This is a genomic window from Maritalea sp. S77 (genome assembly GCF_049801075.1).
GTDB lineage: Bacteria > Pseudomonadota > Alphaproteobacteria > Rhizobiales > Devosiaceae > Maritalea.
Window position 1 is genome coordinate 1015281 of record NZ_JBNAGG010000001.1, and the last position, 15426, is coordinate 1030706.

General features: G+C 51.1%; 11 protein-coding genes and 2 pseudogenes. 7 read left to right on the forward strand and 6 right to left on the reverse strand.

What is annotated here, in order from left to right:
• Window positions 1-141: 141 nt before the first annotated feature.
• Complete coding sequence (locus ACP15Y_RS04860; protein WP_424981866.1) at window positions 142-3102, reverse strand: class I SAM-dependent DNA methyltransferase; 2961 nt, start codon at window positions 3100-3102, stop codon at window positions 142-144.
• A gap of 265 nt (window positions 3103-3367) precedes the next feature.
• Window positions 3368-4702: pseudogene (locus tag ACP15Y_RS04865) on the reverse strand (dihydroorotase); the annotation flags it as partial.
• Between the two features lie 83 nt (window positions 4703-4785).
• Between ACP15Y_RS04865 and ACP15Y_RS04870 the strand changes: the two are divergent.
• The 3 genes from ACP15Y_RS04870 (at window position 4786) to ACP15Y_RS04880 (ending at window position 6918) form a co-directional block, all read left to right on the forward strand.
• Entirely contained in the window at window positions 4786-5598 is an 813-nt protein-coding gene (locus ACP15Y_RS04870; RefSeq protein ID WP_424981868.1) for a YgfZ/GcvT domain-containing protein, read from the forward strand.
• 36 nt (window positions 5599-5634) lie between these two features.
• Window positions 5635-6249 carry a hydrolase gene (locus tag ACP15Y_RS04875; RefSeq protein ID WP_424981869.1) on the forward strand — a complete coding sequence of 205 codons (615 nt, stop codon included), beginning with the start codon at window positions 5635-5637 and terminating at the stop codon, window positions 6247-6249.
• 162 nt (window positions 6250-6411) lie between these two features.
• Window positions 6412-6918 (forward strand): hypothetical protein, encoded by a 507-nt coding sequence (locus ACP15Y_RS04880; RefSeq protein ID WP_424981870.1) that lies wholly within the window; start codon window positions 6412-6414, stop codon window positions 6916-6918.
• A 12-nt stretch (window positions 6919-6930) separates the two neighbouring features.
• Here ACP15Y_RS04880 and ACP15Y_RS04885 read toward each other — a convergent pair.
• Window positions 6931-7326 (reverse strand): annotated as a pseudogene (locus ACP15Y_RS04885) (cell wall hydrolase); the annotation flags it as partial.
• 813 nt (window positions 7327-8139) lie between these two features.
• Window positions 8140-10437 carry a putative PEP-binding protein gene (locus tag ACP15Y_RS04890; protein ID WP_424981871.1) on the reverse strand — a complete coding sequence of 766 codons (2298 nt, stop codon included), beginning with the start codon at window positions 10435-10437 and terminating at the stop codon, window positions 8140-8142.
• A gap of 117 nt (window positions 10438-10554) precedes the next feature.
• Here ACP15Y_RS04890 and ispH point away from each other — a divergent pair, with 117 nt between their 5' ends.
• The 4 genes from ispH to ACP15Y_RS04910 are packed head-to-tail and all read left to right on the forward strand — an operon-like array spanning window position 10555 to window position 12823.
• Entirely contained in the window at window positions 10555-11505 is a 951-nt protein-coding gene (gene ispH, locus ACP15Y_RS04895) for a 4-hydroxy-3-methylbut-2-enyl diphosphate reductase (protein WP_424981872.1), read from the forward strand.
• Window positions 11506-11508: 3 nt separating this feature from the next.
• On the forward strand, window positions 11509-12036 hold the full coding sequence (locus ACP15Y_RS04900) for a GNAT family N-acetyltransferase (RefSeq protein WP_424981873.1): 528 nt from the start codon (window positions 11509-11511) through the stop codon (window positions 12034-12036).
• Complete coding sequence (gene rnhA / locus ACP15Y_RS04905; protein WP_424981874.1) at window positions 12029-12469, forward strand: ribonuclease HI; 441 nt, start codon at window positions 12029-12031, stop codon at window positions 12467-12469. The genes ACP15Y_RS04900 and rnhA overlap by 8 nt, the downstream gene beginning before the upstream one ends.
• Window positions 12470-12472: 3 nt before the next feature.
• Complete coding sequence (locus ACP15Y_RS04910; RefSeq protein ID WP_424981875.1) at window positions 12473-12823, forward strand: DUF4260 domain-containing protein; 351 nt, start codon at window positions 12473-12475, stop codon at window positions 12821-12823.
• Window positions 12824-12837: 14 nt separating this feature from the next.
• Here the strand turns inward: ACP15Y_RS04910 and ACP15Y_RS04915 are convergent, their stop codons facing one another.
• Together ACP15Y_RS04915 and glyS are read right to left on the reverse strand one after the other, a co-directional pair.
• Window positions 12838-13119 carry a hypothetical protein gene (locus tag ACP15Y_RS04915; protein ID WP_424981876.1) on the reverse strand — a complete coding sequence of 94 codons (282 nt, stop codon included), beginning with the start codon at window positions 13117-13119 and terminating at the stop codon, window positions 12838-12840.
• Between the two features lie 175 nt (window positions 13120-13294).
• A complete protein-coding gene (glyS, locus tag ACP15Y_RS04920) occupies window positions 13295-15388 on the reverse strand; it encodes a glycine--tRNA ligase subunit beta (protein WP_424981877.1) in 2094 nt (697 codons plus the stop codon).
• Window positions 15389-15426: the final 38 nt, after the last annotated feature.

Below are 15426 nucleotides of genomic sequence, written 5' to 3' on the forward strand. Positions count from 1 at the left end.
CTCAGTTTTGCCGGGGCTTTTTTTGTGGGAGGGTGCGGAATGGCGGGTATGCGGACTTTTGAGACATTCGCTAACAACACAGAAATGAAGTCAAAAAAAGATAGCGGCGGAAAATTTAAGTTGAGGCAAATGACACTGCTCTCACTTTTTTGTTTTCCTTCTGCCCTTGATCTTACTTTTGGCCTTTGAGGTTGTTTTTGCTTCAACCTTCGCGCGTTCTTGATTCAGCTTAAATAGACGCGCAAGGATTTCGTCCTCTGTTAATTTGCCATCACGCCAATCATCACCCCAGCCATAAGCTTCAGCTACGGCCTCGTCCAACGCTTTATGCGCATTGTCCAGCCATGTAGGTCGGGCGTTATAGAGATTGGTGAGTGTACGTTTCTTTAGTTCTTTTGCTGACGCATCGTCCTTCGGTAAAATACGGTCAGGGTAGCCCTGCACCACTTCTGGCATACGGACAATTAGGTCAGCAGGATTCAGCCAGTTATCGCGCAGTTCATCCAAACGTCTCGCTGCATCTGCAATTCTAATTGCTCGCGGATCATTGACATAGTCTTTGGCAGGGATGTTGGGAGTTAGACCTTTAGGGAAAGGGAATGTTTGGAAAACTGAATTGGCCGAATATGTAGGATCATTGCCTGCACCTATCCAGGAACAGTATTCTAGAGTCCAAGTTTCATGGCAAATCGATGATAGAATCCCAAGCGAAGTATAGTCATCCCTCGGGAAAACAACTAATTTTTGGTTGGGGAGATAGGCAGCACAAAGAAATCTGAATATCCGTGTACTTGAAACCATAGGTGTTACCAGAAATCGTGATAACGAACCGATAGCGCGTCGCATTCCCGGACGAGGTTCGGCGTGAATCCACCACCGCTCACGATGGTTTTTGCGTCGCACAACATATTCACCGTCATCGTTCTTGCGCTGCCGAAATGGCTTTATTTTTCGTAGCGCATATTCAAAAGGTAACTCATACAATGCAGCTTCGTCTTCACCAATATCTGCTCCAAAGTCCAACAACCATTTGACTTCACCTCGCTGCAGCAAGTCTTCACCATTCGCAGTTAAACGCAAAACGTCGCTATTGTAAGAACCGGAGACGTTTAACGGGGCTTTCAGCCAGTTAATTGCTTTGGCTTGCTCAATTTCGAAAGCTCCGTTCAAGAATACTCCAGTGAAAGACCCCCGAGCATTCTCTTGCAATGCAACAGGCATTGGTTGTGGAAAAGCGCTAAGCGAAGGCGTGATTATATTGACAGTATTTCCATTTAATCTCTTTGGCTGAGGTGCATTGGAAAAACAGATAATTGAAACACGGACGGATGCTCCGTCGACTATCCAAGGTTCGTCCGACCAGGCTTCAAAAATCTCTGCGGTACGCGTAAACGTTTCCAACACCTTTCTGTCGGCGCCGGTGCGAACGGCGTTAGTGGTTACAAGACCAACTCGCTCCGCTCCGGCGTTCGCCGCCAGTTTGTTGGCGTGGTATATCCAGTAACAAACGAAGTTTGCACCGCCTGGTACGTCATTTTTATGCGCCGCCCTTAATTTTTGAACATAGCTTTCGCCCAGTTCCGCAATCATTCTTTTATCACCCAAAAACGGTGGATTTCCGATCACTACATCCGCTTTTGGCCACTCCGCTTGTGTGCCATTTTCATTCAAAACGGCGTCTCGGTTTTCAATTGTGTTCAGTGTGCGCAGGATCGGATTGCGGTTTCCTTCAAAGCCATTACGGCGCATCCATTGGATTTCACCAATCCATACCGATATTCGCGCCAATTCCGCTGCATAGGCACTTAGTTCGATACCGAGAACCACCTCGGGACCGATTTGTGGGAAACCACGGGAAAGACCTAGCGCCTCCGCCTCCAGATTCGCTCTATGTTCAATATTCTTAAGTTCAAGCAAAGCAATATACAAAAAATTCCCTGACCCGCAGGCAGGGTCTAAGACCCGAAAATTCTTCAGTCGTTCGATGAATTCTGAAAGCAGCTTCTCAGCTTTGCGATGCGCGCGCGTGCTTGCCGCCAATTCTGCGCCACGTAGTAGTTTTTGTTTTGTCTGTTTTGGGGCATTTGCAAGCGTAAGTTGAATTTCGGCTCTTACCGCAGCCCATTCACCGAGTAGCGGTTGAACGATCACTGGGTTGACGATCTGCATGATCTTATCGCGATCAGTATAATGAGCACCAAGTTGGCTGCGCTTTGCCGGATTAAGACCACGTTCAAACAAAGTCCCTAGAATTGCTGGGTCAATATCGGACCAATCCAGCTTTGCCGCATCGACAAGATCATTGAGGTCGTCCTTCTCAAGTGGCAGCACCGCATCACTATCAAACAACCCGCCATTGAACCAAGCAACTTTTTCAAACCCGACTAATCCGCCTCTTTTTTGCATGGCGACAAAGAGAAGTTGGGCATGGCTTGAAAAGGTAGCGGGATCAGGAAGCGCTGCCTTAATCATGCGCTCAAACATTTTATTTGGCAGCAAATCCACATCTTCTGCAAACATGCAAAATACTAATCGATTGACAAAATGAGCAACTTCTTGTGCATCATGTCCGCGATCCCGCAATCGTTGCGCCATATTGGCAAACTTTTGGGCGGCTTGTTCTGTGACCTGCTGCCGCGTTTTGCTCGGTTTTAGCCTTTCCGGCGCATCGAAAGCATTGCGCAACAATTCTCGGTTTGCAGCATCGCTTAAATCGTCTAGATGGATCGTGTAGACTTTTTGAACAGTATTGGTCCAGTTCGTGTGGATGCGGATAACATCCATATCTGAAACAATGAGCAAAGGCGGGTTTTCAAGTGCAATGGCGTATTGGAGCAGTTGATCAAATGCTTTGTCTAGATTTGCCCTTTTACCCTTGTACTCCCATGCAAAGCTGTTTTTACGCCAAACGTCAGCCCAACCTTCGCCACCGCTAGTTTTGGACGCGCCCTTTTCAAAGGTGAACCATTCACCTTTAGGGTCGGCCGCAATTGGGTCTTCGATGTTGAGCAATCTGCATATGTCGTTGAAATGTGACTGAGAAGCGGTGCGCTCCTTTAGCTCGACATTTCTCCATTTTTTAATGAATTCTGATGGTGTCATGGTGAATTGTCGAATCTCAAATTTCAAAAGTGTCCGGTTAGGTTAGCCGCGAAAAGCAGTTGTTTCTAGTGAGAATTTGGAACTCAACCTGTAGTGGGAGACGACTTGCAAAACAACTAGCTGCCGAGAGTCGAAAAACAAATCGCATCCAACAACTGATGCCGACTATGGGCTATTAAGCAGACATTAAATTATACACAACGTGAACCTCGCGTTTCGACGCAACCTCCACTTTGCCTCAAAACGCGCCTCCACAAAATCCCAACTACCCCGCCATGCTCTCCGCAAAACGCATAGGCTCACCCTTATGCGCATCAACCAGTTCGCCTTCCCACATCACGCGGTGGCCGCGGAGGATGGTGCCTACGGGCCAGCCTTTAACGGTTACGCCGTCATAAGGGGTCCAGCCGGGTTTGGAGGCGATCCAGTTGTTGGTGATGGTCTGTTCGCGGTTCATGTCGACAATGGTGAAGTCGGCGTCATAGCCCACGGCGATGCGGCCTTTATTGTTGATTTGGAACAGGCGGTTCGGGCCGTGGCTGGTGAGGTCAACAAAGCGCTCAAGACTCAAGCGCCCTGCATTCACATGGTCCAGCATGATTGGCACGAGGGTTTGCACCCCGGTCATGCCAGATGGTGAGTTTGGATAAGGCTGGTCTTTTTCCTCGCGGGTGTGCGGCGCATGGTCGGAGCCGAGCACATCCACAATGCCCAGATCAACGCCACGCCAAATGCCCGCGCGGTGTTCTGCGTTGCGTACAGGCGGGTTCATTTGCACATAGGTGCCCAAGCGATCATAGGCCGTTTCGTCCAATGTGAGGTGATGCGGGGTCGCTTCCACAGTTGCCACATCTTTGCTGGCCGCCAGAATATCCATTTCTTCTGCGGTTGAGATGTGCAGCACGTGGATGCGTTTGCCAGTTTTGCGGGCAATGGAAAGCAAGCGCGTGGTGCATTTCACCGCCGCTTCCACGTCGCGCCAAACGGGGTGGCTCGACGGGTCATTTTCCACGCGCAAATGTTTGCGCTCGTTCAAGCGTGGCTCATCTTCAGAGTGGAATGCCGCGCGGCGGGTGATGGCTGAGAGGATTTTTTCCACGCCATCATCATCTTCCACCAGCAGCGAGCCCGTTGAAGAGCCCATAAACACCTTCACCCCGGCGCAGCCCGGCAGTTTTTCCAGCATTGGCAGTTCGTCCACATTGTCGTGGGTGCCGCCAATATAGAAGGCAAAGTCACAATGCATCCGGTGGGTTGCGCGTTTGATTTTGTCTTCAAAATTTGCGCGATCAATGGTCAATGGGTTGGTGTTTGGCATTTCAAAAACGCCCGTCACGCCGCCCATCACTGCCGCCAGCGATCCGGTTTCCAAATTCTCTTTATGCTCTGCCCCCGGCTCGCGGAAATGCACTTGCGTGTCAATCACGCCGGGCAGAATGTGCAACCCCGTGCAGTCGATCTTTTCTCCCGCATCGGCGTTTTGCAGATCGCCAATATGGGCGATGCGACCATTTACAATGCCAACATCTGCTTTGTGCACCCCATCATGATTGACCAGCGTTGCATTGATAAAAACTTTGTCAAATTTCGCATTCATGGTGGTGTGCTCTTTTTTAGATGATAAGAAGGTTTATCCGGTTTAACGCGATGCCCCCATGAAGGGCAAGCCAAGTGAGAGGCCCTATGCCAACTATTTTCAAACTTGACCGCAAATTGATTTCCTTTTCCGGCAAAGACGCCGAAAAACTGCTGCATGACACGCTGACCGCCAATGTGCGCGCGCTGGAGGAGAAGACCTGCCAGTGGTTCGCGCTGCTGTCGCCGCAGGGTAAGATTATGTTCGAGGGGCAGATTTTCCGCAAAGAGGACACTTTTTACGCTGATCTCGATTCGGCCTTGGTGGACGACTTTTTCAAGCGGATGCGGCTGTATAAAATGCGCGCCGATGTTGAGATGACCCAGCTCGGCGATGAAACGGCAGTCGGTTGGTCGAGCGAGCCAACTGAAGATGCGTTTAAAGACATCCGCCCCGGCATGGGCTTCCGGCATTATGCGCCGACTGAAGAAGCTTCCAGCTGGGCCGATGGCACATCGGCCTACACTCAAACGCGGTTCGAAAATGGCATTGCCGCCTGCCCGGCAGATTTTGAACCCAACAGCCTATTCGCCCACGATATCGGCATGGATTTGCTGCCCGGCGCCATCGACTTCAAAAAGGGTTGTTATATCGGGCAAGAAGTTGTTTCCCGCATGCAGCATCGCGGCACTGCCCGCAAGCGCGTGGTGTGTGTGACAAGCGAAGCGCCGCTAGGCGCGCCGGCCCCCATTGAAGCTGACGAGAAAAAAGTCGGTGACTTACTGAATGCGAGCGGCAATTCGGGTCTGGCCCTTGTGCGCATAGACAAAGCGAAAAAGGGCGCCACATTTTTGCATGAAGGGCGGCCAATCCAGCTTGCGGTGCCCACATGGGCAAGCTACGATTTGAGCGATTCTTAAACCCTCGCAAATTCTCAATTCTGGAGCGTCCTTCCAATGGCGAAAACTCAACCCCGTGCATGGCAGCGCATGCTGTCTGGCCGTCGCTTGGATTTGTTGGACCCCTCGCCTTTAGACATTGAGTTGAGCGATATTGCCCACGGGCTGGCCCGGGTGGCCCGCTGGAATGGGCAAACCAATGGCGACTATGCCTTTTCGGTTGCACAGCACTCCATTTTGGTGATGCATTTGGCCGCTGCGGCCAATCCGAAGTTTGATGGATCGGCACGCCTTTATGCGCTTTTGCACGATGCGCCTGAATATGTGATGGGCGACATTATCTCGCCGTTGAAAGCGGCGATGGGCGGCGAATATAAGCAACTAGAGAATCGATTACTTGGCGCCATCCATGTGCGCTTTTCTCTGCCTGCAAATCCAACAGCACAGGTCGTGAAGCAGATTAAGAAGGCGGATCAACAAGCTGCTTATTTTGAGGCTGTGAATTTGGCAGGCTTTGAACCTGCGGAAGCGCGTAAATTGTTTGGTGAGCCAAGCCTCGCCAGCTTCGATATGCCAGACTTTGAAAGCCTTATCCGCCCGTGGCCAATCCATGTGGCGCACGAGAAATTTATTGCCAATTTCTCAGATATTTCCGGCCCCGCCTCGCGCTAATCCAAACATTGCTTAGCGACCATTTGCGTTCTTAACGCGTGTTTTCGCACGCGCGTACCGTCTCACTTTGGTACAGAAATTAACCATTTCTTAAGCATTGTTTTGACGCCTCGCCCTAATGGTTGATAAATCCTTAATCAGCGATTTTTTAGGAGATTTATTATGAGCACGTCACCATTTTCAAACTTCCATTACGGCCCGATGGTTTTCCTTTTGGCGGTAACAGGTGGCGTTGCGCTTGCTGAAATGGGGCCTGAATTTGTAAGCTCTGTTCAAGCAGGTGTTGAAGAAATTCAGAATGGTGATGAACCTAAGCCCGTTGATGTATCTCAGTTTGTGCGCATCAAAGATGAGCACTATCGCATTACAGCTGATGAGAGTGTAGATCTGGAACCATTTGCCAGCGCAACCGTGCGTAAAATCGGCTATGGCAATGAGCATGAGGTTCGGATCGCGTATACAAGCACCGGCACCTATTCGACTGACGGTTTCGCATCAACAAGCGTGATGTATCCCGGCATCAAGGTTGAAGAGGTATTCCCTGTCATCCCCGGCTTTGTAAACGGATCAATGATCTATTTTTCTAAATCCGAATTGTTCCAGCGTCGGATTGCATTGACATCGAGTCCATCTTCAATCGTTTATCACTATAAGTCTCTGGCGAGATAGGCGGCTGAGCGTTTAGCTACGCTTGAAACGATAGAAGATATGGGTCCCGATTTTGGTCATCCGCTTGAGGCGAGAGGCCCAATGCGGGTTCACGTATGTTGCATGATAGTGCGTTGAGTTCGACACTTCTGGCAAATAGATATCGCCGCGGATAACTTTGCCGGCGATTTCTTCCGCTGTGGCCCAAGCAGCTTTTTCATTTACGCGCTCTGGAATACCATCACACGCGAATGAGAACTGGCAGCGATTGCGCCATGTTTGGTTTTGGAACACCACACCACAGATCGAGTTGGGATAAGCTTTGTGCTTCACCCGGTTGCGCACCACTTGCGCCACCGCCACTTGGCCGCGATATTTTTCGCCACGCGCTTCAAAATAAATCGCAGTGGCCATGCACCATTCCTCACGCGCATTGGCTTTCATCGAAGCCTGCGTCAGCGGCGCAGTTAGATCTTTAGTCTTTGGCGCATTGTCGCGCGCATAGGCTAGCTTTGTCGGCACCGATACAGGGAAAGGCAAATTCGGATCGCGTTCAATCGCGTCTGGGCCTTCATCGCCTTGGCCGGAGATGGCATCGATCGCCTCAAGCGCCGCCAATTTTGGCATGTCTTGTGGTTTTGCTACCAACTCAACATCCGCCGCAGGCGCTTTGGTTTTCTTCGGCGTACCATTGATGGACGCAACCATCACCTTATCGGGCATGGGCAGGGCTTTCGGCGCACGCGCCTCGGCCATCTGGAACCGTGTTGTGGCAAAGCTCTGCACAATTTCCATGGCAGATGGCCCCTTACGACGATCTGTTTTCGCGTCGCGGTTAGGCCCCACAAATGCAGCAGCAACGGAGAAATTTTCAATAGAAGGGGCAGCTTTGCGTGATGCGACCATATCATCGATCTGCATTGGATCGATGAACAGTTCAGCACCTTCGTCCAAGCGTTCCAATGAAACGTTGGTGAAAGCAACCATCATCGTTGTAAAGCTCAAAATCGCGCAAAAGCCCTTATATAGCGGCTTCTTCTTTGCGCGCCCCCGCCCTTCCGGGCCAGCCAAATCTAAACTCATTATGTACTCGATGCTACTCAACGGCATTAACGCGCCGCAGAGTTCATTATGTCTAATCTTGGTTTATGGGGAGTAAACGCGGATCAAGTTCTGAATATGTTGAGTTTGCAGCGCTCAAATGGAAATTGTGCGGCCAAAATTTGACAGATCAAATTTGAGTTAAATAGCAGCTTGTGCAAGGGCAAGACGAGCGATGGGGATGCGGAATGGTGAACAGCTTACATAATCCACATTTAAGCCCGCGAAGAACTTCAAGCTCTCGGGGTCACCCGCATGTTCACCGCAAATGCCGATTTTTAGATCCGGGTTGGATGCACGGCCGCGACGGATCGCCGTGCGGATCAATTCGCCAACGCCTTTTTTGTCGATGGTGACAAAGGGGTCGCCATCATAAAGCTTCTTTCGCTGATAGGCCGCCAGAAAGGCCGGCGCATCATCGCGCGAAATGCCGAAGGTTGTTTGGGTCAAATCGTTGGTGCCGAATGAAAAGAAGTCGACATGTTTGGCAATTTCGCCCGCGCGGATTGCTGCCCGTGGCAATTCGATCATTGTGCCGACGGAATATTTGAATGTTTCTGATGGCGACATGCCCAATTGTTCCATCAGCGCCAAAATATGGCTCCGCACCCAACTCACTTCGCGTGACGACGAAACGAAAGGCACCATAATCTCAAGATTAATCGGCACATCGTTGGTTTGAATGGCTGCATGACCACCCGCAACCAGCGCCTTGATTTGCATTTCCAAAATTTCTGGGTGCGAAATCGCCAGGCGACAGCCACGATGCCCAAGCATCGGGTTCACTTCGATCAACCGTTCCAAGCGGCGCTCAAAATCGATAATTTTCAGCCCAAGTGAGGCAGCGGTTTCTTCCACCTCTTCCTGGCTACGTGGCAGAAATTCATGCAATGGGGGATCAAACAGACGCACAGTGATTGGCCGCCCCTCCATCGCAGTAAAAAGCTGCGCATAGTCATTGGCTTGATATTCCACCAAGCCATGCAGCGCTTCCATGCGGTCTTCAAGGTCTTGGCTAAACATCATGCGGCGCAACGCCACCATGCGTTCAGCAGAAAAGAACATATGTTCGGAGCGCGCCAGCCCAATCCCCTCTGCACCAAATGACAAAGCAGTTTGCGCGCCTTCAATCGTTTCCACATTGGTGCGCACTTCAATGGTGCGGCTGCCGTCTGCCCAATCCAATAGCTTACCCAGCGCGCCGCCAATATTGGGCTGGTTGAGCGGCAATGCCCCGGCATAGACTTCGCCAGAATTGCCATCAATTGTCAGTTCAGCGCCCTGAATAAGGGTCCGGTCACCCAATTGCAGGGCGCGCTTGTCTGCATCGATCACCAATGAACGCACGCCAGAGACGCACGGCTTGCCTGTTACACGCGCAATCACTGCGGCATGGCTCGTGATGCCACCGCGTGCGGTTAGGATGCCATTGGCCGCTTGCATACCCTCAATGTCGGCTGGACCTGTTTCTAGGCTCACCAAAATGCAATCTTTGCCCCGTGCCTGATAGCGCGATGCATCTTCAGCGGAAAACACAATTGCGCCGCTGGCAGCGCCGGGAGAAACGCCCATGCCCACCGCCAGCGGCGTCGCACGCTTCTTGTTTTTCAAACGTGCGTGCAAAAGCTGTGGCAAGCGGCTCGGATCAACATGGCTGACAGCCAGTCGCGGCGTCCAAATGCCGCGCGACACGCGATCACACGCTGCCTCCAAGATAGCGGAGATCGGCGCTTGCACTGGTCGCGCTGACAAAAACACCACTTTTTTGCCCTTGAGCGCGGCCAAACACACCATATGGGTGCCTGCCAATCGATCGAGCGTGGCGCATAATTCTTGCGCCGCAGACCCGGAGAAGGCTTCTGGCAAAGCTCTATCGCCATGGGTATGCGTTGGGCCCATCAATCCCGAATTTGTGTCGCGGGTTTGGATTTGCACAACAGGCTGATCAAAAGCAGCTTGGATAATAACAATTTGATCGTCTTTTACATTTGATGAGGCCTCATCCGCCCACACGGGTGTGCCGAGCTGATAAGAATCAAAAGCACGCTGAATGGCACGCCCCAAAGGCTTCTTCGCGTCAATCGCATCCAAGTCTGTCGCAGGTGCGTCAATCGCGCCGCGCACGCGCGCCAACCCGGCCAAATGTGTATGCGCTGCGGTTCGGACCACAAGTTTAGGTGGCTGTTGCCCCTTCGGCACAAGTTTGAACAAGGTCGCCACCCAATGGGCAGCCATCGGGCCAGAGACTTCGCTGGTCTGCAGCGTGTCCCATGCTTGCCGGGTGAGGCAGATGGTCGGCGCCGTTGGCACACCCGTCTGCGCCATGGCGTAAATCCAGGCGGCTTTGCCCACCACCAGCCGTTCTTGATCTTTGCTTAGACGCGGCGGTTCGTTAGCCGGCGCAAGCGCAAAGATTTGCTGATTGATGGAACGTGGCACAATTTTCACCCGAGACAAACAGATTCACATTTATTACTATGCGGTTCAAATCAGTTCAGGGCAACTCGACATTTGTCCAGTCTTGACTTCACCACAAATAGATCGCATCTCACCACTATGACAAAAAAACGACCTTTGGAAATAATTCTTTGTGCACCGCGCGGATTTTGTGCCGGTGTAGATCGAGCCATTCAGATTGTGGAGCTTGCGCTCGAAAAATATGGCGCGCCGGTTTATGTGCGACATGAGATTGTGCACAACAAATATGTGGTGGATGGATTGCGCGAAAAAGGCGCAGTATTTGTTGAAGAATTGGACGAGATTCCAGACACAAATGCGCCCGTCATCTTTTCCGCGCACGGTGTTCCGAAATCGGTGCCTGCGAATGCGAAGGAGCGCAAGATGTTCTATCTTGATGCCACCTGCCCGCTTGTTTCAAAAGTGCATGTGGAAGCGCAGCGCCATTTTGAAGAAGGCAAAGAAATCGTTTTGATTGGTCATGCGGGTCACCCAGAAGTGATCGGCACCATGGGTCAGTTGCCAGATGGCGCGATCACCTTGATTGAAACCGTGGATGATGCAGCCAAGTTTGAGCCGAAATCACCAGACGACCTTGCCTTTGTGACGCAAACGACTCTTTCGGTTGACGACACGGCTGCAATTGTTGCGGCGCTGCAAGAGCGTTTCCCAAGCATCAGCGCACCGCACAAAGAAGATATTTGCTATGCCACCACCAATCGGCAAGAGGCGGTGAAGCAGGTTGCCCCGCATGTCGATGCGATGGTTGTGGTGGGTGCACCGAACTCCTCAAACTCCATGCGGTTGGTTGAAGTGGCGGACCGTGCAGGCTGCCCAAAATCTGGCTTGATCCAGCGCGCGAGCGACATTGTTTGGTCCGACTTTGACGGCGTGGAAAAGCTTGGCATCTCAGCAGGTGCCTCAGCGCCAGAAGAGCTGGTCAATGAGATCATCGAAAAATTTGGCGAGCACTATGAGATAACTGTCTCCACCAAAGTGACGGCCGAAGAAAACATCGCTTTCAACGTACCGCGTGAATTAAGAGCATAATTTATGGACGGAAAGCCTTTGTTTGAGAGCGAGCGGCTGGTGTTTAGCACATGGACACCAGACCAGATCGACGACGTTTTCAATCTGCATAAAGATATTGAAGTTTCGCGCTATTTGTCTGGCCGAGAAGAAACCATGGAAGATGCGCAAAGGCGCATGGACGAGTGGGCCGATCATTACGCCAAATATGGATTTTGCAAGTTTCGTCTAACCCGAAAGTCAGATGGTGCGTTTGTGGGGCGTGCAGGTTTCGGCATCCACGGCACGGAAGCCACGCCGGAATTGGGCTATGCCATTTTGAAAACTGAATGGCGAAAGGGCTATGCTAGCGAGGCAGCAACCGCCATTCGCGATTGGCTATTTCGCGAAACTGATCATGATTTTTGCTGGGGCTTCGCCTATTCGGCCAACACGCCGTCCATCAAAATTCTGCGGTCCATTGGTATGGAATTTACCCATACCGAAATTGAAGAAAAAACAGGTCAGGAACTGACCTTCCATAAATATACTCGGGATATGTGGCATGGGTGAGCGCGTAACAATTTTCACTGATGGGGCATGTTCAGGCAATCCCGGCCCGGGTGGCTGGGGCGCATTGCTGCGCTTTAACGGCAATGAAAAAGAGTTGTGCGGCGGTGAAGCCGAAACCACAAATAACCGCATGGAATTGATGGCAGCCATTCAAGCCCTTACGGCTCTCAAGCGCGCCTGCGCGATCGATCTTTATACTGATAGTCAGTATGTTAAAGGCGGCATCACGGGCTGGGTCGCCAATTGGAAGCGCAATGGATGGCGCACGGCTGCCAAGAAGCCGGTTAAAAATGAAGATCTTTGGCGGGCACTGGATGATGCCTTAAAGCGGCACGAGGTCGAGTTTCATTGGGTGAAAGGGCACGCCGGCCATGAAGGCAATGAGCGGGCCGACCAGCTGGCCAATAAAGGCATGGCCCCTTTTAAAGGATAAAACATGGCCGCTTACGCGAAATATCTGTTGCGGTTGGAAGGGGCTTTGGTTGCGGCTTTTGCCTTTTGGTACTATGGGCAAGCGTTTGGCAATTGGTGGCTGTTTGCTGCTTTGTTTTTAATGCCGGATTTGAGTTTTGTGGCCTTCGCCCTCAACCAAAAAATTGGCATTCGGGTCTATAATATCGCACACACATATCTTGTCCCCGCGGCCTTAGCGGGCGTGGCGCATTTGCTCAGCCTAAATTGGCTGATGGCTGTTGCGGTGATTTGGGTGTTTCATATTGGTGTGGATCGCCTGGTTGGCTACGGCCTCAAATTTGAAAGCTGCCATAAGCGCAACCACCTAAACTAGCATTAGGGTGATGATTAGTTGACCGCGCAAATCGGGTTGCCGTCTTTCACAATCACCAATTGCTGACCATCATAACGACGCTGTTGCACGGCATCAAATGAGACGCTGGCCATCCAGATTTCGTTGGAACAGAAATAGGCAGATGTGCAATTTGCACTTGCATTGGCCTCGCACTCTTCTTTCAAAGACCAACCCTGCTCGTTGCCATTTTGAGCCTGCACCTCATATTGAGAAGCCATGGCAGATGCCGGCACCAAAGTCATCAGCATCAATAAAACAATCTTACGCAACTGCATCACTTTCTTTTACTCACTCGCATATGGGCCATAGATTAGTCATTTTTGAATATAAGCGTCTAGAGAATTATGGTTAATGAAGTGTTTAGATTTGTTCAAAATGAAACAAAACGCCGCAAACCCTTGGCTTGCGGCGTTTACTACAAAAACAATTTGTCTAAAATTGGTCCAAGCCTTAGCCATCCAACTTTGAAAAATCGGCGATTAAATGCATTGTGTCGCGCAATTTTGCCAACAAGTTCAGGCGGTTCACACGCACATTTTGATCGTCATCATTCACCAGCACTTGCTCGAAAAACGCATCAACAGGCGCCCGCAATGTGGAAAGTTCGGTGATTGCTGTGGCGAAATCTTCCGCTGCGATGTTGGCCGCTACCGCCTCATTGATCACTTCAATTGAGGTGGCCAGCTTTTCTTCTTCGTCAGCTTTGAACAGTTTGTGATCGACCTCTTCATGATAGCGGCGACCATCCTTTTTCTCTTCGGCTCGCAAAATGTTCGCTGCGCGGCGATAACCCGCCACTAGGCTTTCGCCCTGCTCGCTTTTCACCAAGCCATTCAGCTCATTTGCCCGCGCCACAATGTTCACCAAGCTTACGCCTTTGGCCAAACCATTTTTGTGCAGCACTGCGCTCAATACATCGTGGGCGATACCCTGCTCGCGCATTTGAACGATCAAACGGTCTTCGATGAACCCACAAAGAGACTCCAAGGTTTCGGCAGCATCTCCAGCCAAATTGAAATGCTTCAGATGATCGGCCAGCAATTGGTCAAAAGCAAAGTCGAGCTTATTTTCCAAGCAAATACGGATCACACCAAGCGCAGCACGGCGTAGCGCGAATGGGTCTTTTGAACCTGTAGGCTTTTCATCAATCGCCCAAAAGCCTATTAGCATGTCCAGCTTATCTGCCAAGGCAACAGCGGCAGATGTTAGCTCTGCAGGTACGCTATCACTTGGGCCAACGGGCTTATAATGATCTTGCAACGCTGCGGAAACATTGTCTTGTTCGCCTTGAGCTTCAGCATAATAGCGGCCCATCAACCCCTGCAATTCAGGGAACTCAAACACCATATCAGTGACCAAATCGGCCTTTGCCAACTTGGCGGCGCGGTTTACGTCAGCGATTGGGGCATTAATCTGCCCTGCAATGGCGTTGCTCAATTCAACCAAGCGCTCCACGCGTGCGCTCTGCGTGCCCAGTTTTTCATGGAACACCATATTGTCGAGCTTTTTCAAGCGACTTTCCAGCGGCACATTCAGGTCTGTGTCATAGAAGAATTTCGCATCCGACAAGCGGGCTTTGATTACCCGTTCATTGCCGCCAACAATTGTTTTGCCGCCATCTTCAGCTTCAAGGTTCGACACCAAGATGAAATGATTGGCTAGCTTGCCTGTAGTGCCATCGCGCAAACAGAAACATTTCTGGTGCGCGCGGATTGCGGTGATGACCACCTCTTCCGGCAGTGAGAGGAATTTCTCGTCAAAACGGCCCATCATGGTTTGAGGCCATTCGACCAGCCCTGCAACCTCATCCAACAGGCCCTCATCATCAATCACTTTGAGATTTTGCGCAAAAGCCAAATTTGCCGCATCGGCGCGGATCATTTCTTTGCGGCGTTCAAAGTCGAGCACCACTTTATTCTGTTCTAGCGCATGGGCATAATCGTCGAAGCGGCGCACCTTGATGGCGTCGGGCGCCATAAAGCGGTGACCATATGTGGTGTCGCCGGATTTCAAGCCATCGACTTCGAAATCGATAATTTCAGGATCTTCGCCTTCATGGCCGAAGGTTGCCGTAATCGCGCGCAAAGGGCGGATCCAGTTTAGTTTGCCTCGGCCCCAACGCATCGATTTTGGCCAAGGAAATTTCTCAATTGTTCCCGGCAGCAAATTGGCAAGAATATCGGTGGTCAATTCACCTTTCTTCTCGATTACGGCCACATAGAAGTCACCCTTTTTCGGGTCAGACTGCACTTGCGCTTCGTCCACTGAGCTTAGTCCTGCAGCACGCAAAAAACCTTCAATGGCTTTTTCCGGTGCATCTGTGCGGGGGCCTTTGCGCTCCGTTTTCACATCTTGTGATGCTTTAGGCAGGCCGGCGATGTGTACCGCCAAACGGCGTGGCGTCGCATGTGCAATTGCGCCTTCATACAATACGCCTTTTTCCACCAACTGGTCGGTGATCAGTTTCTTCAAATTTTCAGCCGCGCGGCGCTGCTGGCCAGCCGGGATTTCTTCTGAAAACAGTTCAAGCAAAAGTTCAGGCATATTGATGATCGCTTGTTGTATGAGTGTTGATATCTGGG